This window comes from Bradyrhizobium sp. SZCCHNS3002 (assembly GCF_032377435.1).
Classification (GTDB): domain Bacteria; phylum Pseudomonadota; class Alphaproteobacteria; order Rhizobiales; family Xanthobacteraceae; genus Bradyrhizobium.
The window spans coordinates 569,485-586,766 of record NZ_JAUHHY010000001.1; the positions used below are offsets into that span (position 1 = coordinate 569,485).

Below are 17,282 nucleotides of genomic sequence, written 5' to 3' on the forward strand. Positions count from 1 at the left end.
CTACGCCCGCGCGGGCGCGGGCGGCATTGCGGCAGATCAAACTGACAGGCCGATGTGACAGGTCAGCGGAACGGGCTCACTCCGCGGCCAGCGCCTGCGGCGCCCGTGCAAGGCCGAGCCGGTCCCAGACGTCGACCAGCGCCTCGGCCAGGGCGTCGATCAGGCCGTCATCATGGTAGGGCGATGGCGTGATCCGCAGCCGCTCCAGGCCGCGCGGCACGGTCGGATAGTTGATCGGCTGGATGTAGATGCCGTGCTCGGACAGGAGCAGGTCGGACGCCGTCTTGCACTTCTCGGGATCGCCGACATGCACCGGCACGATGTGGGTGTCGGACGGCATGACCGGCAGCCCCGAGGCGTTCAGCACGGCCTTGAGCCGCGCCGCCCGATCCTGGTGCCGGTCACGCTCCCATTGCGAGGTCTTGAGGTGGCGGATCGCGGCGGTCGCCGCGGCGCAAACCGGCGGCGGCAAGGCGGTGGTGAAGATGAAGCCCGGCGCATAGGAGCGTACGGCATCGATCAGATTGGCATTGGCAGCGATGTAGCCGCCGAGGCAGCCAAAGGCCTTGGCGAGCGTGCCCTCGAGGATGTCGATGCGGGCCATCGCGCCGTCGCGCTCGGCGATGCCGCCGCCGCGCGGGCCGTACATGCCGACCGCATGGACCTCGTCGACGTAAGTCAGCGCGCCATAACGCTCGGCGAGATCGCAGATCCGGTGCAACGGCGCCACGTCGCCGTCCATCGAATACAGGCTCTCGCAGACGATCAGCTTGGGACGGTCGGGATCGGCCGCCCGCAGCAGCTCTTCGAGATGGGCGAGGTCGTTGTGCCGCCAGACCTGCTTCTCGCTCCCGGCCTTGCGGACGCCCTCGATCATCGAATTGTGGTTGAGCGCGTCCGACAGCAGCAGACAGTTCGGCAGCAGTTTTGCGATGGTCGAGATGCCGGTCTCGTTGGAGACGTAGCCCGAGGTGAACACCAGCGCCGCTTGCTTGCCGTGGAGATCGGCGAGCTCGCGCTCGAGCTCGATCAGCGGATGGTTGGTGCCGGCGATGTTGCGGGTGCCGCCGGCGCCGGTGCCCATGCGCGCGGCCACGTCGACCATGGCGCCGATCACCTTCGGATGCTGGCCCATGCCGAGATAGTCATTGGAGCACCAGATCACGACATCCTTCGGCCCCTCCGGCGAATGCCAGATCGCGCGCGGGAAGCGGCCGGCGAGGCGCTCCAGATCGGCAAAGACGCGATAGCGCCGCTCCTGGTGCAACTGGTCGAGGGCACGGTCGAAATAGCTGTCGTAGTTCATCACCTGATCCGTCCTTCCCCTGCCCGCGTCCCGAACCTGCGTTCCGGCGCGCCCTTGGAGCCCTGCTCGGGGTCGGACCAAAGCGCAATCCGGCGCCTTCTTCGTTGATCCAGATCAGGGATCGCGCACATTGCCGGGCATCCGGACACCGCTCGCCGCGGCTCTCACCACGACGCGCGCGGAGGCATTCAGGCGGGCAGCGGATTCCCCGCATCGGCAATATCGAGCCGTAGCGGCGCCCCGCTATCAAGAAAGGCGGACAGAGCGGCCTCGTACGGCGCGGGGTCGAGACCACGCGCGGACAGCCATTGCGGCTCGTAATAGGTCTGGCGGTAGCGCTCCCCGGAATCGCAGATCAGCGTGACCAGCGACCCCGTCTGTCCCTGCTGCCGCATCTCCGCCGCCAGCCGGCACAGCGCCAGGAAGTTGGTTCCGGTCGAGCCGCCGACCGGCCGCCGCAGCCGCCGCGTCAGCACGTTCATGGCCGCCACGGACGCGGCATCCGGCACCTTCATCATCCGGTCCACCACGCCAGGCACGAAGGACGGCTCGCAGCGCGGACGGCCGACGCCTTCGATCAATGACGGCCGTTCGCAAGTCCGGGCGCTGTCGCCGTTGCAGAAGGCGTCGAAGAAGGCCGAATGCTCGACATCGGCGACGCACAGCCGCGTCGGGTGGCGGCGGTAGCGCAGATAGCGGCCCATCGTCGCCGACGTGCCGCCGGTCCCTGCGCCCATCACGATCCATTCCGGCAGCGGACAGCGCTCGCCCTGCAACTGGTTGAAGATCGACTCGGCGATGTTGTTGTTGCCGCGCCAATCGGTGGCGCGCTCGGCGAAGGTGAACTGGTCCATGTAATGGCCACCGAGCCGGCCTGCGAGCGCGGCCGCCTCGGCATAGAGAAACCGGCCGTCGTCGATGAGGTGGCAATTGCCGCCGTAATGCGTGATCGCGGCGATCTTCTCTTCCGAGGTGGTGCGCGGCATCACCGCGTAGAACGGCACGCCGATCATCTGCGCGAAATAGGCCTCCGAGACCGCTGTCGACCCGGAGGAGGCCTCGACCACCGGCGTGCCTTCCCGGATATGGCCGTTGCACAGCGCATAGAGAAACAGCGATCGGGCCAGCCGATGCTTGAGGCTCCCGGTCGGGTGGGTCGATTCGTCCTTCAGGTAGATGTCGATGCCGGCGAGCGCGGGCACGATCAGCCGGATCAGATGCGTGTCGGCGGTCCGGCACTGGTCGGCCTCGATGGCCGCTACGGCGTCGTCGACCCAGCCACGGCGATAGCGTGGACCACAGGCTCTGTCGGAAGCTGACCAAGGCGGCGAATTCATCGCGGCAACCGACCATGATCCATCCGCCACATCAAGCCCGGCCGACCGTTCATGCCGCGCAAGCTGGGGGCAAATGGTCCGGCAGCGGCTCGGCGCCGGCCGCGCACTTGGCGCCGTTCGAGAGCGAGCGCAACCGCGCATTCATTCCGCCGGCCAGAACTCGCGCACGACTTGCAACCTTCCGATAATGCAAGCGATTTTCGGAAGTTTTTTTGAATGACGGCGAGAATGGTCAAACAAATGCACGCTTTTGCGACCAAGCTGGAGATGATCGGCCAATACGACCGAGTCGAGCCTGCATCACGGGCGAGCCGAGCCTGCTCCGAGGGGCACCATGAGAGTTGTTCTTTCGATTGTCCTGGTTGCGTGCGCCATCAGCCAGACCGCTTTTGCTGAGGGTCTGGAGTGCCGGCGCGTAGCCGACCCGACGCCGCGCTTGAGCTGCGTGGAAACGCCGACGACCGCCCAGGCGCCGAGCCCCTCCCGCACCGACGCCTGGACCCCGGGCGAGCCGCGCCAGGAGGCGCCGGCGCGCGACAGCGATACGGCGACGCCAAGAGGACCCCGGCCCCGTTGAGCCCTGCCGTGCGGCCGCGGACTGCGGCCGCACAGCGGTCCCTCCCCAATCGAGCATCCGGACGGGGTTCTTTCCCTTGAAGGGCGGCTCATTCTTCCGACATGTAGATCTTGCCGTGCGGCCACGGACCGATGTCAAATCCATCCCCCGTGCGGGTGGTGGCGGCCGGTTCGGCCCCGCCGCATTGGATGATCGGAGACCATGGCTTACTTGCCATCGCAAATGAACCTGCTCGAAGCCCTCGCGACCGTGATCGGCACCGCCGCGATCGCGCCCGCGCTGCTGATCCTCTGGCTGGTGGTCGCCGCGGGTGACAATTCAGGCCCCCCGCTCAAGATCTGGACCGCCTTCCTGCTGGGTGCCGCCAGCGTGCTGCTGCTCGGCATCGTCCGGATCCCGTTCCAGCATGTCGGGCTGACGCTGGAGAATCCCTGGATCGCGCAAGCGGTCCGGGCTCTGTTCGGCGTCGCCTTGCCGGAAGAGCTCGCCAAGGTCGCGGTGATCGCCGCGCTCTGGTCGCGGCGCCGGCAGGTCGGCAATGCCATGGACACGGTGTTCTACGGCGCCGCCGTTGGGCTCGGCTTCGCGGCTTACGAGAACCTGGCTTATCTCGTCCAGCATGCCGAGATGTGGCGCTCGCTGGCGGTGCTGCGCAGCGTGCTCACCGTGCCGTTTCATGGCGCGCTCGGCATCATTGCCGGTGCCTATCTCGCGATCGCTCGCACCAGTACGGCGCTCGGCGCCAACCGCCACAATCGCGAAGGGGCGCGGCTGTCGAGCTGGGCACTGGTGCTGGCCGCTCCGGTGATGCTGCATGCGGCCTTCGACTATCCGTTGCTGCTGCTGCAGCGGGCGTCGACCCTCGACGCCGCCGCGCGCCTCTGGCTCGGCGGCGTCAGCGTGCTGATCGGGTTCTCCTCGATCGGTCTTGCCGTGCGGCTGGTGCGCCGGGTCGCCCATCACCACACGCCGCGCACCGAGGTAGCGCGGGCAAGGCTGAGCCAGCTGCGCAGGATGTGGGCGCTGCTGCTGTTCGGCGGCGCCGCCGGCTTCGTCGGGCTCGGATTCGTGCTGACCTCCATTCGGCACTGGCTGCTCAACCCCGACCGCAACGTCGCCGCCGTGCTGGTTCCACTCGGTCTCACCGCGATCATCGTCGGCATGGCCCTTCTGATTGTCACAACGACGGTCTATGTTTTCGGCCGCAACCGGATGCGGACGACGGCCTAGTCCCGGCCTGCTGCGGCCGGCAGAGCAACGAAACGCGCATCGCGCGCTTGTCCGGGCCGCAGGTCCTCACCATGTGCGTGGACAGGCGGCCGCGGCGTTGAGCGCGTGACCTTGCCCGGAGTGACGATCATGACCCTTCCCCAGGATACGATTCCGCCCGAGCTCGAGCGCATGAGGTCGCAAATGGGCGCAGCCGTGCGCGCACATTGGAAGGCCTTCCTGATCGAGGGCATCCTGCTCGCGGTGCTCGGCCTGCTTGCGATGATCCTCACCCCGCTGGCAAGCCTCGCGGTCACGATCTTCCTCGGCTGGATGTTCCTGATCTCGGGCATCGCCGGGCTCGCGCTTACCTTCTGGGCGCGCGGCATGCCCGGCTTCTGGTGGTCGCTGTTGTCGGCCGTGCTCGCCATCGTCGCCGGAATCATCCTGGTGGCGCAGCCGGTCCAGGGGACGGTGACGCTGACGATCGTGATTGGCGTCTATTTCCTCGCCGAGGGCGTCGCCACCATCATGTATGCGCTGGAGCACCGCCGCGAGCTGTCCGGGCGCTGGTCGTGGCTGGCAATCTCGGGCGTCGTCGACATCGCGATCGCCGGAATCATCATTTCGGGCCTGCCCGGCACGGCGATGTGGGCGATCGGTCTGCTGGTCGGCATCAACCTGCTGTTCGGCGGGCTGTCGATGATCGGCATGGCGCTCGCCGCCCGCAACGCCTGAGTCCGAGGGTTGCGATTTTCGAGATGACAAGCGGCCGCGCGGCCGCTATAGAGCGACCATGATCAACGCCGCCACCAGCTACTATTGGTACTTTAGCTACGACAGCTCGCTGGCGGCGGGAGGATCGCGCTCAATCTGACACATTGCAGCAAGATATCCGAACGAGCCGCCAGACCTGGCGGCTTTTTTATTGCCGGCAGGTGCCCACCCAAGAGACCCAGGAGCCCGCCGTGCTGAGCACCACAGACGATCTTCGTATCAAGGAAATCAAGGAATTGAGCCTGCCGGCGGAGGTGATGGGTGAAATCCCCCGCACCCTCACTGCCACCCGTGTGGTGATGGCCGCGCGCAATGCGATCCACGCCATCCTGACCGGCAGCGACGACCGCCTGCTGGTCATCGTCGGCCCCTGCTCCATCCACGATCCCGCCGCCGCGATCGACTACGCCGGCCGCCTCGCTGCCCTGCGCGAGCGCCTCGCCGACCGCCTGGAGATCGTGATGCGGGTCTATTTCGAGAAGCCGCGCACGACCGTCGGCTGGAAAGGCCTGATCAACGATCCCGGCCTGGACAATTCCTTCGACATCAACAAGGGCCTGCGGCTCGCGCGCAGCGTGCTGTCTGCCGTCAACAATCTCGGCCTGCCGGCGGGATGCGAATTCCTCGACATGACGACCCCGCAATACATCGCCGACCTCGTCGCCTGGGCTGCGATCGGCGCGCGCACCACCGAGAGCCAGATCCACCGCGAGCTGGCCTCAGGCCTGTCGTGCCCGGTCGGCTTCAAGAACGGCACCGACGGCAACATCCGCATCGCCGCGGATGCGGTGAAGTCGGCCGCCCATCCGCATCATTTCATGGCGGTGACCAAAGGCGGCCGCTCGGGCATCGCGGCGACCACGGGCAACGAGGACTGCCACATCATCCTGCGCGGCGGCAGCGGCCCCAATTACGACGCCGCCCATGTCGAGCAGGCCGCGGCCGAGCTGATCAAGTCCGGATTGCCGGCGCGGCTGATGATCGACACCAGCCACGCCAATTCGAGCAAGAAGCCGGAGAACCAGCCGCTGGTCGCCGCCGACGTAGGCCGCCAGCTCGCCGCAGGCGAGCAGCGCATCATGGGCGTGATGATCGAGAGCCACCTCGTCGCGGGACGGCAGGACGTCAAGCCGGGCGTGCCGCTGACCTACGGCCAGAGCATCACCGACGGCTGTATCGGCTGGGACACGACGGTGGAGGTGCTGGAGCAGCTCGCCGAAGCCGTCGCCGCCCGGCGTGCGGCGCTTCGCAACTCCCCACGCGAGCGCTCGGCGTAACGCTCACGAACCAATAAGGCGGCGCGCGTCGGGCGCGCCGCTGGTCGGACTCAGCAGCCGCGGCAGATGCCCTTGATCTTGCGATCGAGGTCGCGGTCTTCCTTGGTCATGCCGCTCATCGAATTGTCTTCGGTCTGCTCGGCCTTCGGCAGGTCGCTGGGACGCACCTGGCGATGGCCGATCGGCGCCTGCGGCGGCATGCCGCTCTTCGATCCGGTGCCGGCGGAGGAGCCGCTGCCGCTCTGCGCCAGCGCGATGCCGTCAGTCGCGGCCATCAGGAGCCCCATCGCGATCGCAAGTCTCTTCATGTTGCTCCTCCGTGTCAGCGGAATCAGCAGGACACTTCATCCCGCGGCGGGCGGATAGAGGTGCGCCTCACCGCAATAGTCAATCACACGATAGCGCGTTTGCGCACCTGCCGCATGATCCTGCTCAACAGTTTCATCGGCAGTGAGGTATTGCGGCCCCACCGGCGCCTTGCCGTAGCCGCCGGGAATGTCGAGCACGTAGTCGGGCTGGCACAGCCCGGACACCCGGCCGCGCAGCGTCCGAATCAGCGCCTGACCTTGCGCCAGCGTGGTCCGCAGATGCGCCGTGCCCGGCGCGAGGTCGCCATGGTGCAGGTAATATGGCTTGATGCGGATCTCCACGAAGGCGCGCATCAGCGCCTCCAGGGTCGCCGCGTCATCATTGACGCCGCGCAGCAGCACCGACTGGCTGACCATGGGAATGCCGGCATCGATCAGCCGCCCGCAGGCCGCCTGAACTGGAGGACTGAGCTCGCGCGGATGATTGGCGTGCAGCGCGATCCAGGTCGTTGCGCCCGGCACCTTCAGCGCGTCGACCAGCGCTGGCGTGATGCGCTGGGGATCGGCGACCGGCAAACGGGTGTGGATACGGATGATCCTGACGTGCTCGATGCCGGCGAGATCGGCCATGATCTCCTTCAGCCGCCGCGGTGACAGCATCAGCGGATCGCCGCCGGTGAGGATCACCTCCCAGATCTCGCGATGGCCGCGGATGTAGTCGAGCGCGCCGCGATAGGCCTCCTCCGACAGCGCATTGTCCTTGCCGGGCCCGACCATCTCGCGGCGGAAGCAGAAGCGGCAATACACCGCGCAGACATGCACCAGCTTGAGCAGCACCCGATCGGGATAGCGGTGCACGACGCCGGGCACCGGCGCATGCGCGTCGTCCCCGATCGGATCGCCGCGCTCGCCGGGCGCGGCCGTCAGCTCGTCCGGGCTGGGCACGAACTGGCGCGCGATCGGATCGTTGGGATCGTCGGCGTCGATCAGGTCGGCGAGATGCGTCGTCACCGCCACGGCGTAGCGCTGCGCCACGCGCGCCAGCGCCGGCTGCTCCGCCGGGTCGGCCAGTCCCTGCGCGACGAGATCCTCGGCGCTGCGCAATGTCGTCGGACGTTCGATCCTGTTCATCGCTCACCTGCCGGCGGCGTCCACACCACCTGGTCGATCCTGATGGCGCCGGCCGCCAGCATCACCAGGCGGTCGAAGCCGAGCGCAACGCCGCTCGCCTGCGGCATCTCGGTCACGGCGGCGAGGAAGTCGTCGTCGAGCGGATAGCGCTCGCCATAGCGGCGCTCCTTCTCGGCCATCTCCTGCTCGAAGCGGCGGCGCTGCTCGGCGGCGTCGGTGAGCTCGCCGAAGCCATTGGCGAGCTCGACGCCGCAGGCATAGACCTCGAACCGCTCGGCGACGCGGGGGTCGGCGGCCACCCGTGCCAGCGCGGCCTCCGGCGCCGGATATTCATAGAGCACGGTGAGCCGACCCTGCCCGAGATGCGGCTCGACATGCTCGACCAGCACCTTGCTGAACAGGTCCGACCAGGTGTCGTCGTCGCTGATCCGGATCTTGCCGGCGGCGGCCTGGGCCAGCGCCGCACGGTCGCCCGCGCCGTCGCGGATGGTCGCGAGCAGGTCGATCCCGGCATGGCGCGCGAACGCGCCGGCAACCGTCAGCAGCTCCGGCTCGGCGAAGGGATCCGCGGTGCGGCCACGGAACGCGAACTGCCGGATTCCGGTGGTCCGGGCGGCGTGGGCGATTACCACGACAGTGTCGGCCATGATCGCGTCGTAAGGCGCCTCCGCCCGATACCATTCCAGCATGGTGAATTCCGGCAGGTGCAGGTCGCCGCGCTCGCGGTCGCGGAACACCCGGGCGAACTCGAAGATCCGCCGCTCCCCGGCCGCCAGCAGCTTCTTGCAGGCGAATTCCGGTGAGGTTCGAAAAAACCGCCGGTAGCGGGTTCCATCCGGGCTCGTCAGGTCGGTGCGTGGTGCGTGCAGATGGGTCTCGTTGCCCGGCGACACCTGCAGGATGCCGGTCTCGACCTCGGTGAAGCCCTGCTCGTCGAACCAGGCTCGCAACGCCCGGGTGATCGCGGCCCGGGCGAGCAGGAACGGCCTGACATCGGCGTGCCGCTGCGGCGACCACCACGGCGAAGGCGCGGGCTCCCGGGACATCAGAGGGTCGTCCGTTCGGGCCGCAAAAGACTGGCAACCCCGGACAAAATCAGTATGTTGCCGCCCGAAACCGCATTCCGCGTCGCGTGGCGCCCCGGCTTGGGCCGGCGCCCCCTTTTCAGTGTCAGGAAAACAGCTTTGAAAGTCATCGCCAGCTCTATTCGCAAGGGTAACGTCATTGAGCAAGATGGAAAGCTCTATGTCGTCGTGACCGCCGAGAACATCCATCCCGGCAAGGGCACCCCGGTCAGCCAGATCGAAATGCGCCGAATCAGCGATGGCGTGAAGATCTCGGAGCGCTTCAAGACCACCGACCAGGTCGAGAAGGCGACGATCGAGGAGCGCAACTTCACGTTCCTCTACGAGGATGCCGACGGCTTCCACTTCATGAACCCGGAGACCTACGACCAGGTCCAGGTGCCGAAGGACGTGGTCGGCAACCAGGCCGCCTATCTCCAGGAGAACATGACGGTCAAGCTGTCGATGCACGACGTGGTGCCGGTGGCGATCACCCTGCCGCAGCGGGTCACGCTCGAGGTTGTCGAGACCGAGCCGGTCACCAAGGGCCAGACCGCGTCGTCGTCCTACAAGCCGGCGGTGCTCTCCAACGGCGTCCGCACCGGCGTGCCGGCGCATATCACTGTCGGCACCCGCATCGTCGTCATGACCGAGGACGGCTCCTACTGCGAGCGCGCCAAGGACTGAGGCATCTCGAGGATCTGACGCCGGGGGGCGTGGGGGAATTTGGGGGCACGGGTCATCACGCTCATCGCCGCCCTGGCGGCGATCATCACGCTGGCCGCGTCCTCCACGACGCGCGCGGCCGATGACTTCGCGCCGCCAGCCCTCACCATCAACCGCGCCGACTGGCGCGCGGCGCTGGACCAGCTCCGCTCCGAGCTCAACGCGGCGCCCGAGGTCGCCGCCGACTTCGCTCTGTCCGCGCGCCGGAGCGGTGTTTCCGCGGGCGATGCGCGGCGCAGGCCCGCACTGGTCCAGCTCAACGGCGTAACCTCGACCATCTTCACGGGGATCGGACGCAGTCCGGTCCCCGTTTTGCTGCCGTTCGACACCATCGCCTATCTCGCTGCGCGCCGCAGCGCCGCCATCGCGGCGCGCGACCTGTCGCGCTATCAGGCCGACTTCCAGACCGACCTGTTCGATGCCGGCCCGTCCGGCTACGACGCCGTGTTCTCGCTGCCGCCGGAGGTGACCTCCGGCCTGCCGTCGCGCGTCTTCGCCAAGCCGGTCGAGATCCAGATCACCGGCTCACTCCTCACCTACGAGGTCGCCGATCCCGCCGGCGGCAAGGGCGAAAGCGTCAAGGCGCTGTCAGCGCAATATCCAGATCTGCGCCGCTTCATTCGCGAGGGCTATGTCCGCTACGCCTTCACCCGCTTCGGCGTGCCCTACGTGGTCTCGATCCAGTGTCTCGACAGCGCGCCGCGGCCGCGGCGCCTCGCCTGCCGCGAGGCCTATCCCATCGCCGAGCGTTTCCTGAAGGCGCTGCGCATCGCCGGCGGGCAGCCGTCGCGCATCCCGCCGGAGATCGCGCCGCTCACAGCCGAGCGTCCGGTCACGTTCGATGCCGATTTCACCTATCGGCCTGTTGGCGACATCGTCGCCAACAGCGGCGGACGCGGCCGGAGCGGGCGGGCCGACCGCACCGTCTATTCGCAGATCCGCTATCCCCTGGATGCGCCGGCCTATGTGCACTCGCAGTCGTTCGGCCGCCGGCGCGCGAGCGACAAATTCGACCAGCCGTGGAGCCAGTATCCCTGGCGCGACAATTTCTGCGAGGCGCGCAGCTTCAACGTCGGCCAGTGCGCCAGCGGCTTCGGCCATCAGGGCCAGGATCTCAGGCCGGGGGCCTGCCCGGTGCGGCGCGACGGCGCCGAGGGCTGCAATCCGTGGCGGCAGCGCGTGCTCGCCGCGCGCGACGGCGTCGTGATCCGCTCGACCCGGCAGCAGGCCGTGACGGTGCAGGTCAACAGCGGCACCGAGCACATCCGCTTCCGCTACATGCACATGAACCCTTCGGCGATGGATGCCGACGGCCTGCTCAACGGCCGGCGCTTGCGCGAGGGCGAGCCGATCGGCGTGGTCTCGAACTATCTCGACCATCCCAACGGCACCACGCGCCATCTGCATTTCGACGTCCAGCTGTTCACGCGCGATGGCTGGATCTGGGTCAATCCCTACATGACGCTGATCGCGGCCTATGAGCGCCTGATCGGCGGCCGCGGCCGCGAGGTCGGGCTGGAGGAGATCACCGCGTCGCAGCCGCCGTTGACCACCGGCGCGCTCGGACCCTCGCCGCCCGGACCTGCGGCCGATGCTGCCGCCGGGCGCGACCGGAACTGATCGCCGGCGCGGCTGGAACCGCGGCCCACCGTTCCGGGTTGTCTGCGCGGAGGATCGCAGACGGTGACAGCCAACCCACATCGCAGAGCCGGCCCGGCGCTCGTTTCAGCGGCGATTGCGCTGGTCTGTGTCGGCGCGCTGACGATGCTGGTGCGCGACCGCTGGCATCCGCCCGAGATCAAGTCGGCCGACGAAGCGCGTCATTCGACCACCGGCCAGGTCGCCCGCGCTGCCGGCGCGCGCGTGATGCCGACCGACCCTAGCCTCGCGGTCGAGCCCAAGCCGGAAGGCCCCAAGCGCGCGCAGCCGGCCAATCCGTTCTGAGCGCGACATACTTATTAGCTTGCAGCCGGTATCTGTCTCCCGCGGCTTTCAGAGAGACACAAGCTTGCCCGCCATCACCGGTGTGCTCCCTCGCCCTGTTCTTACGGGGAGAGGGTTGGCGTGAGGGGCAGCCGCACGGGAATTATGAGTGGTAGACCTGTCACCCTCGATCCGACCTCTCCCGGCGAGGTGCATGGCGCAAGCCGCGAGATCATCGTTCACATCGCGCGGCTCGCCGTCTCGCAAGGCAACTCATGAGCTCGTTGTCGTCGGTCACGCCGACCACTTGTCCTCTTCGCGGCGTTGCTCCTCGGCATTGAGACGCTCGGCGATCTCGTGCGCCATCGCCTCGTTCTTCGTCGTGGCGATCGGCTTGCCGTCCTGGCGCTGCACGTGCTGCTTATCGGCTTCCAGCGGGAAATCCTCCGGCTTGAGCGGTTCGTCCGTCCCGGTCATGCGCGCCTCCTCCGAGTTGCACGCATAACCCGCCCGGCCCCGCTGCGGTTCCAGGCAGCTCAGGACGGCGCCCGTGCCGGCCGCTCCGCCGGCGTCCAACGGAACGCGACGCCATAGCGATTCCAGAGATTGATCACGCCGATCGCCGACGTCAGGAACACCAGCTCCGTTTCGGAAAATTCGGCCCGCGCCTGGGTGTAGACCTCGTCGCTGACGCCGCCGTGCAGCGTGGTCAGCGCCTCGGTGAACGCCAGCGCCGCGCGCTCGCGGGCCGAGAATTGCGGCGCCTCGCGCCACACGACGACCAGGTTGATCTTGTCGGCGGAGATGCCGAGCTTCTCGGCCAGCAGCACGTGATGCTGCACGCAGAATGCGCAGCCATTGATCTGCGACGCCCTGATCTTGACGAGCTCGAGCAACTGCTTGTCGAGGCCGGCCTTGGCCGCCTGCTGGCTCACCGCCACGATGGCCTCGTACAGCTCCGGCGCCTGGCTCCGGAACGCGGTGTATTCGCTGCGCGCATGTGACATTATCCGTCTCTCATGTTATCAGGTGTCTGACAACTTATCAGGGCTCTGATGACATGCGCAAGGCACCGGCATTGACGAACTCGCGAGCCTCGCGAAAGGCCGGCCCCGCGCGTCGGCCCAAAGCGCAATCCAAGACACAACCCAAGTCTCAACCCAAGAGTCAGCCTAAGACGGCGGCCCGTCCGCCGTCGCCCGGCGAGGGCAAGCGCGGCGAGGACGGCCACCTCGCCTATCTGCTGCGCCAGGCGCAGGCCGCGGCGCGGCTCTCGCTCGACCGCGCGCTCGTCGCCACCGGCCTGACCCATCCGCAATTCGTGGTGCTGACGATGCTCAAGGCCTATCCCGGCCTGTCCGGCGCCGACTGCGCCCGCGTCGCGCTGCTGACGCCGCAGACTGTCAACGTCATCATCGGCAACCTCGAGCGGGACGGCGCCGTCCGGCGGACGCCGCATCCGGTCCATGGCCGGGTGCTGCAATGGAGCCTGACGCGCCGTGGCCTCGCGCTGCTCGCCACGGCGCGCCGGCAGGCGACCGCCATCGAACGCAGGCTTGCCCGCGGCTTGAAACGGAGTGAGCTCGCGACCATCCGGCGCTGGCTCGCGCACATCGCCGCCGATCTCCACGGCGCCTAGCGGGTTCCCGGCGCTGCCAAGGCTTTGCCGCGCACCGCCCTGACCGGGTAGACTGGCGGCCATGACCCAGTCCGATTCACGACCTCATCCGATGACCCGCCGCGCCCTGCTCCGCTCCGGCCTCGGCGCCGCCGCGCTGCTCGTCCCGGCCCTGCCGGCGTCCGCGGCGCCGGCCGAGTTCGAGGCCTGGCGCGACGGCTTCCGCAACCGCGCGCTCGCCAAGGGCATCTCGCAGGCGACCTGGACGCGGGTCATGGCACGGCTCGAGCCGGACATGACCGTGTTCAAGGAGATGCGCAACCAGCCCGAGTTCAAGGAGCAGCTCTGGCAATACATCAACCGCCGCGTCTCCGACTGGCGCGTCATCAACGGCAAGATCGCGCTGCAGAAGAACGAGGCGCTGTTCACGCGCATCGAGAAGGATTTTGGCGTCGAGCGCGGCACGCTTCTCGCGCTGTGGGGCGTCGAATCCGCGTTCGGCGATCCGCTGGTGCAGCAGAACCACATGCGCCCGGTGTTTCCGGCGCTCGCCGCGCTCGCCTGGAACGAGCCGCGCCGCAAGGCCTATTGGGAGACCGAGCTCACCAATGCGCTGAAAATCGTCGATCGCGGCTGGAGCACGCCGGAGGAGATGCGCGGCTCCTGGGCCGGCGCCATGGGTCATACGCAATGGATGCCCGAGGTCTGGCTCAATGTCGGCTTCGACTATGACGGCGATGGCAAGATCAACCCGTTCGGCCGCCCCGACGACGCGCTCGGCTCGACCGCGCGCTATCTCGTCAACCGCGGCAAATATCACCGCGGCGAGCACTGGGGCTACGAGGTGCGCGCGCCCGGCAACATGTCTGGCAGCCGCAGCTATGCGGCGTGGCAGGCGGCCGGCGTCACCCGCGCCGACGGCCAGCCGTTCCCGCAGCCCAATGCGTCAGCGCAGCTCTGGATTCCGGTCGCGGGCGGCCCCGCCTTCCTGCTCGGCCCGAACTTCTACTCGGTGAAGTCCTACAATCCGGCCATGAGCTACGCGCTCGCGATCTGCCATCTCGGCGACCGCATTCTGGGCGCCCCGCCCTTCCTGCAGCCCTTCCCCGGCTCGGAGCGCGCGCTGACCTTGGCCGAGGTGCAGGAGATGCAGAAGCGCCTGACCGCCGCCGGCTTCGACACCGGCGGCACCGATGGCCGCGTCGGCAACGACACCATGAAGGCGATCCGCGACTTCCAGGCCAAAGCGGGCCTCACGCCGGCCGACGGCTATGGTGGGCTGAAGGTGCTGGCGAAGCTCAGACAGGGCGGTTGAGCGGTACGGTCGCTGCCGTGTGACCAACAAGTAGAGTGGGCAAAGGCGCTGCCGTGCTCTCTCAACGATCGAAATCGCGGTGGCGCCGTGCCCACCATCCCGCGGTTGAGCACGCGGCCCGACGGTGGGCACGCGGCCTCCTTCGGCGGCTGCTTCGGCCACCCTACGAGTTCGCCGTCATGGCGAGTAGCGCAACGCTCCGGCCATCGCGAGCCTCGCGCCGGAGTGATCACGTCTTGGCGGCCGCCTCGCGGTGGCCGGACCTCGACGCCCGCGCCTTGGGCTGCGACGCGCTGGCAGCCTTCACCCGGATGCGCACCGAGCCGCCGCCCTTGGCCTGCTCCTCGATCTCGAAGGCGCCGGTCTTGCGAACGAGATCGCTGAGCTTGCGACAGCCATAGGTGCGCGGATCGAAGTCGGAGACCAGGTTGGAGAGCTGCTTGCCGACCTCGCCGAGCGCGACCCAGCCGTCCTCGCTCTCCATCTGCGTGATGACCTTCTTGATCATCGGCGTCGCCGCGCTGATCGGCAGCAGCGACTTCGGCGCCGCGGCGCTGTCCGCATCCTTGCTGCCCGCCGCGTCGCTGCGCAAATTCTCCGTGTAGATGAACCTGCGGCAGGCCTGCCGAAAGCTCTCCGGCGTCTTCTGCTCGCCGAAGCCGAACACGTCGGTGCCTTGCTCGCGGATGCGCGCGGCGAGCCGGGTGAAGTCGCTGTCCGACGACACCAGGCAGAAGCCGTCGAACCGTCCGCTGTGCAGCAGGTCCATCGCGTCGATCACCAGCGTGATGTCGGAGGCGTTCTTGCCGGTCGTATAGGCGAACTGCTGCTGCGGCACGATCGCGTGACGCGCCAGCGTATCGGCCCACGGCTTCGAGCGCGGGCTGGAGAAGTCGCCATAGATCCGGCGCACGCTCGCCTCGCCGATCTTGGCGATCTCCTCGAACAGCCCGTCCGCGATCTTCGCCGACGCATTGTCGGCATCGATCAGAACGGCAAGACGCGGCGAGCGAGGTTCAGACGGCATCGGATAGTCCTCAAGGTAGGCCCTGTTCTCATTCCCTTATACGCGGGCCGGCATCCAGCCGGATGATTTTCTTGAGACGAACGGCACGGCCACGGGATGCGCGACCTGGCACGGCCCCAGGGGCGTAGCGAGCGGAGACGGTCTGCAGCGCTCCCCACCATTCGTACACGAACAAATTCCGGGTTCCCGGCCTGTTCTGACGATCGTTTTCACCTTCCCTTAATTTGCGTCGCACAACGATGCGCGCGACCCAACGGTGGGATCTACGGCAGATGATGAAAGAAGGCACCTATTCAGCCTGGTTCAGGACCCCCAAGGGCCAGGGAACGGGCATCGTCGAGCTGGTCGGTGGCAGGATCTGCGGCGGCGATACAGTGCTGAGCTATGCCGGCAGCTACGAGGCCCATGGCGATCGTTTCACCGCCATCATCAAGACCAAGCGCCATGCCCCGGGACAGCCGTCGCTGTTCGGCCCGGACGAGCTGACGCTCAGCCTCGAAGGGTGCTGCCGAGGCACGCCCGTCACCTGCTCCGGCTATGCCGCGGAAGCTCCCGACGTGCCGTTCGAGGCGACGCTTTTGTTCTCGATCGCCGACAACGTCGCTCCCGCCCCGCGTCCTATCAGGACGTGCGAGTCGTTCGAACTGCCGAAGCCGATCTGGCGTTGAGGCGTAGTGCCGGCGATCAGTCGCCCCGTTAAGATAACAACTCAAAGTTGTTTTTCGCTGTGACTTTTAGATCACCACTTAAAGTAGTTTTTCTTTTATCAGACGTGACCTAGGTATACTCTCCGAGAGGATCTCAGATGGCAATTGCTCGGGTGCCCGCTGTTGCTGCCCTGGCGCTGATGTGCGCCTCGTGGCCCGTTCTTGGCGCGGATCTTCCCGCCAGGATGCCAGTGAAGTCCCCCGTCGCTGTTCCAGCCGTCTTTGACTGGAGTGGATTGTACTTGGGAGCTCATGTTGGTTACGGCTGGAGTGATCACGACGTCACTGAGGTGACCGGGAGCCAAGCCTATCCAGCCGGTTTTGTTTTTCCGACTTCTCATCTCAACGGCCTCATCGGAGGCGGTCAGATCGGTTACAATTTCCAGATTCAGCGTTGGGTCATTGGCATCGAAGGAGATGGATCCGCAACGGATATGAATGGCAGCGTGCGAGCGTTCAGCCCGTTGCTTGCGGGACGATATTCCGACCTCCACACCCGATTTGATTGGATCGCGACGCTTACGGCCCGTCTGGGATTCGCAGCCGACAATTGGCTATTTTACGGGAAAGGCGGCGCTGCTTGGGCCCATTCGAAGGGAGGATCGGAACATTTTACTGCCCTCGGGGTTTTGGTCGCGACGACCTCCCCCTCAGGGACAGGGACCGGCTGGACTGTGGGCGCAGGTACCGAGTACGCCTTTTCGAACAACTGGTCGGCAAAACTAGAATATGACTACATTGACCTCGGCCGGAAGACAACTGCGACCGCGGTCGTCAATACGCCGGCGTTCGGCGGAGCTACGAACCAGATCGATTTCGATCGCGGCAATAGGATTCACCTGGTAAAGGCGGGCATCAACTACCGGTTCAATTTCGGAGGTCCGCCGGTGGTTGCGAAGTACTGATCGATGTCGAGAGGTTGAAAAAGCGTTCGGATTTAGCAGGACCGACAACGCGCCTTGAGGGCTCGCCGAGCTAAT

The 17,282-nt window shown here is 67.1% G+C and carries 18 protein-coding genes; 10 read left to right on the forward strand and 8 right to left on the reverse strand.

Annotated features, from left to right (window positions below):
* Nucleotides 1–76: 76 nt before the first annotated feature.
* A complete protein-coding gene (hemA, locus tag QW845_RS02575; RefSeq protein ID WP_315800086.1) occupies nt 77–1,306 on the reverse strand; it encodes a 5-aminolevulinate synthase in 1,230 nt (409 codons plus the stop codon).
* Between the two features lie 188 nt (nt 1,307–1,494).
* Nucleotides 1,495–2,643, reverse strand: coding sequence for a PLP-dependent cysteine synthase family protein (locus QW845_RS02580; protein ID WP_315800087.1), 1,149 nt, complete (start codon nt 2,641–2,643; stop codon nt 1,495–1,497).
* Nucleotides 2,644–3,421: 778 nt separating this feature from the next.
* Between QW845_RS02580 and QW845_RS02585 the strand changes: the two genes are divergently transcribed.
* The 3 genes from QW845_RS02585 to QW845_RS02595 all read left to right on the forward strand — a co-directional run bounded on the left by QW845_RS02585 (nt 3,422) and on the right by QW845_RS02595 (nt 6,483).
* Nucleotides 3,422–4,450 (forward strand): PrsW family glutamic-type intramembrane protease, encoded by a 1,029-nt coding sequence (locus QW845_RS02585; RefSeq protein ID WP_315800088.1) that lies wholly within the window; start codon nt 3,422–3,424, stop codon nt 4,448–4,450.
* Between the two features lie 129 nt (nt 4,451–4,579).
* Nucleotides 4,580–5,167 (forward strand): HdeD family acid-resistance protein, encoded by a 588-nt coding sequence (locus tag QW845_RS02590; RefSeq protein WP_315800089.1) that lies wholly within the window; start codon nt 4,580–4,582, stop codon nt 5,165–5,167.
* A gap of 230 nt (nt 5,168–5,397) precedes the next feature.
* Nucleotides 5,398–6,483: a 3-deoxy-7-phosphoheptulonate synthase gene (locus QW845_RS02595; protein WP_315800090.1), complete on the forward strand. Its 1,086-nt coding sequence runs from the start codon at nt 5,398–5,400 to the stop codon at nt 6,481–6,483.
* A gap of 50 nt (nt 6,484–6,533) precedes the next feature.
* Here QW845_RS02595 and QW845_RS02600 read toward each other — a convergent pair whose 3' ends face one another.
* Genes QW845_RS02600 through epmA form a run of 3 tightly spaced genes read right to left on the reverse strand, consistent with a single transcriptional unit; the run spans nt 6,534 to nt 8,968 of the window.
* Entirely contained in the window at nt 6,534–6,791 is a 258-nt protein-coding gene (locus tag QW845_RS02600) for a hypothetical protein (RefSeq protein WP_315800091.1), read from the reverse strand.
* A gap of 36 nt (nt 6,792–6,827) precedes the next feature.
* Nucleotides 6,828–7,922, reverse strand: coding sequence for a lysine-2,3-aminomutase-like protein (locus QW845_RS02605; protein ID WP_315800092.1), 1,095 nt, complete (start codon nt 7,920–7,922; stop codon nt 6,828–6,830).
* The gene (epmA, locus tag QW845_RS02610) at nt 7,919–8,968 is read right to left on the reverse strand and encodes an EF-P lysine aminoacylase EpmA (RefSeq protein WP_315800093.1); all 1,050 of its coding nucleotides are present in this window, start codon (nt 8,966–8,968) and stop codon (nt 7,919–7,921) included. Before epmA ends, QW845_RS02605 begins: the two co-directional genes overlap by 4 nt.
* Nucleotides 8,969–9,106: 138 nt before the next feature.
* Between epmA and efp the strand changes: the two genes are divergently transcribed.
* The 3 genes from efp (at nt 9,107) to QW845_RS02625 (ending at nt 11,656) form a co-directional block, all read left to right on the forward strand.
* A complete protein-coding gene (gene efp, locus QW845_RS02615; protein WP_006614774.1) occupies nt 9,107–9,673 on the forward strand; it encodes an elongation factor P in 567 nt (188 codons plus the stop codon).
* A 39-nt stretch (nt 9,674–9,712) separates the two neighbouring features.
* On the forward strand, nt 9,713–11,332 hold the full coding sequence (locus QW845_RS02620) for a M23 family peptidase (protein ID WP_315800094.1): 1,620 nt from the start codon (nt 9,713–9,715) through the stop codon (nt 11,330–11,332).
* Between the two features lie 63 nt (nt 11,333–11,395).
* Nucleotides 11,396–11,656, forward strand: coding sequence for a hypothetical protein (locus QW845_RS02625; RefSeq protein ID WP_315800095.1), 261 nt, complete (start codon nt 11,396–11,398; stop codon nt 11,654–11,656).
* A gap of 273 nt (nt 11,657–11,929) precedes the next feature.
* Here the strand turns inward: QW845_RS02625 and QW845_RS02630 are convergent, their stop codons facing one another.
* A complete protein-coding gene (locus QW845_RS02630) occupies nt 11,930–12,112 on the reverse strand; it encodes a hypothetical protein (protein ID WP_315800096.1) in 183 nt (60 codons plus the stop codon).
* Between the two features lie 59 nt (nt 12,113–12,171).
* Nucleotides 12,172–12,642 (reverse strand): carboxymuconolactone decarboxylase family protein, encoded by a 471-nt coding sequence (locus QW845_RS02635; RefSeq protein ID WP_315800097.1) that lies wholly within the window; start codon nt 12,640–12,642, stop codon nt 12,172–12,174.
* Nucleotides 12,643–12,695: 53 nt separating this feature from the next.
* Here QW845_RS02635 and QW845_RS02640 point away from each other — a divergent pair, with 53 nt between their 5' ends.
* Entirely contained in the window at nt 12,696–13,274 is a 579-nt protein-coding gene (locus QW845_RS02640; protein WP_315800098.1) for a MarR family winged helix-turn-helix transcriptional regulator, read from the forward strand.
* Between the two features lie 61 nt (nt 13,275–13,335).
* Entirely contained in the window at nt 13,336–14,568 is a 1,233-nt protein-coding gene (locus QW845_RS02645; protein ID WP_315800099.1) for a lytic murein transglycosylase, read from the forward strand.
* A gap of 229 nt (nt 14,569–14,797) precedes the next feature.
* Here the strand turns inward: QW845_RS02645 and QW845_RS02650 are convergent, their stop codons facing one another.
* Nucleotides 14,798–15,595 carry an NYN domain-containing protein gene (locus QW845_RS02650; RefSeq protein WP_315800100.1) on the reverse strand — a complete coding sequence of 266 codons (798 nt, stop codon included), beginning with the start codon at nt 15,593–15,595 and terminating at the stop codon, nt 14,798–14,800.
* A gap of 272 nt (nt 15,596–15,867) precedes the next feature.
* On the opposite strand from QW845_RS02650, the gene QW845_RS02655 reads away from it, so the two are divergent.
* Both QW845_RS02655 and QW845_RS02660 read left to right on the forward strand, forming a co-directional pair.
* Nucleotides 15,868–16,263, forward strand: a complete 396-nt coding sequence (locus tag QW845_RS02655; RefSeq protein ID WP_315800101.1) for a hypothetical protein — start codon at nt 15,868–15,870, stop codon at nt 16,261–16,263.
* A 137-nt stretch (nt 16,264–16,400) separates the two neighbouring features.
* Nucleotides 16,401–17,207, forward strand: coding sequence for a porin family protein (locus QW845_RS02660; RefSeq protein WP_315800102.1), 807 nt, complete (start codon nt 16,401–16,403; stop codon nt 17,205–17,207).
* Nucleotides 17,208–17,282: the final 75 nt, after the last annotated feature.

What these genes read in the sequence shown, in the direction of transcription:
- hemA (WP_315800086.1), bottom strand. Translation starts at nt 1,306, where the DNA reads ATGAACTACGACAGCTATTTCGACCGTGCCCTCGACCAGTTGCACCAG.
- QW845_RS02650 (WP_315800100.1), bottom strand. Translation starts at nt 15,595, where the DNA reads ATGCCGTCTGAACCTCGCTCGCCGCGTCTTGCCGTTCTGATCGATGCC.
- QW845_RS02645 (WP_315800099.1), top strand. Translation starts at nt 13,336, where the DNA reads ATGACCCAGTCCGATTCACGACCTCATCCGATGACCCGCCGCGCCCTG.
- QW845_RS02590 (WP_315800089.1), top strand. Translation starts at nt 4,580, where the DNA reads ATGACCCTTCCCCAGGATACGATTCCGCCCGAGCTCGAGCGCATGAGG.
- epmA (WP_315800093.1), bottom strand. Translation starts at nt 8,968, where the DNA reads ATGTCCCGGGAGCCCGCGCCTTCGCCGTGGTGGTCGCCGCAGCGGCAC.
- QW845_RS02635 (WP_315800097.1), bottom strand. Translation starts at nt 12,642, where the DNA reads ATGTCACATGCGCGCAGCGAATACACCGCGTTCCGGAGCCAGGCGCCG.
- QW845_RS02655 (WP_315800101.1), top strand. Translation starts at nt 15,868, where the DNA reads ATGATGAAAGAAGGCACCTATTCAGCCTGGTTCAGGACCCCCAAGGGC.
- QW845_RS02585 (WP_315800088.1), top strand. Translation starts at nt 3,422, where the DNA reads ATGGCTTACTTGCCATCGCAAATGAACCTGCTCGAAGCCCTCGCGACC.
- QW845_RS02605 (WP_315800092.1), bottom strand. Translation starts at nt 7,922, where the DNA reads ATGAACAGGATCGAACGTCCGACGACATTGCGCAGCGCCGAGGATCTC.
- QW845_RS02630 (WP_315800096.1), bottom strand. Translation starts at nt 12,112, where the DNA reads ATGACCGGGACGGACGAACCGCTCAAGCCGGAGGATTTCCCGCTGGAA.
- QW845_RS02600 (WP_315800091.1), bottom strand. Translation starts at nt 6,791, where the DNA reads ATGAAGAGACTTGCGATCGCGATGGGGCTCCTGATGGCCGCGACTGAC.
- QW845_RS02640 (WP_315800098.1), top strand. Translation starts at nt 12,696, where the DNA reads ATGCGCAAGGCACCGGCATTGACGAACTCGCGAGCCTCGCGAAAGGCC.
- QW845_RS02580 (WP_315800087.1), bottom strand. Translation starts at nt 2,643, where the DNA reads ATGAATTCGCCGCCTTGGTCAGCTTCCGACAGAGCCTGTGGTCCACGC.
- QW845_RS02660 (WP_315800102.1), top strand. Translation starts at nt 16,401, where the DNA reads ATGGCAATTGCTCGGGTGCCCGCTGTTGCTGCCCTGGCGCTGATGTGC.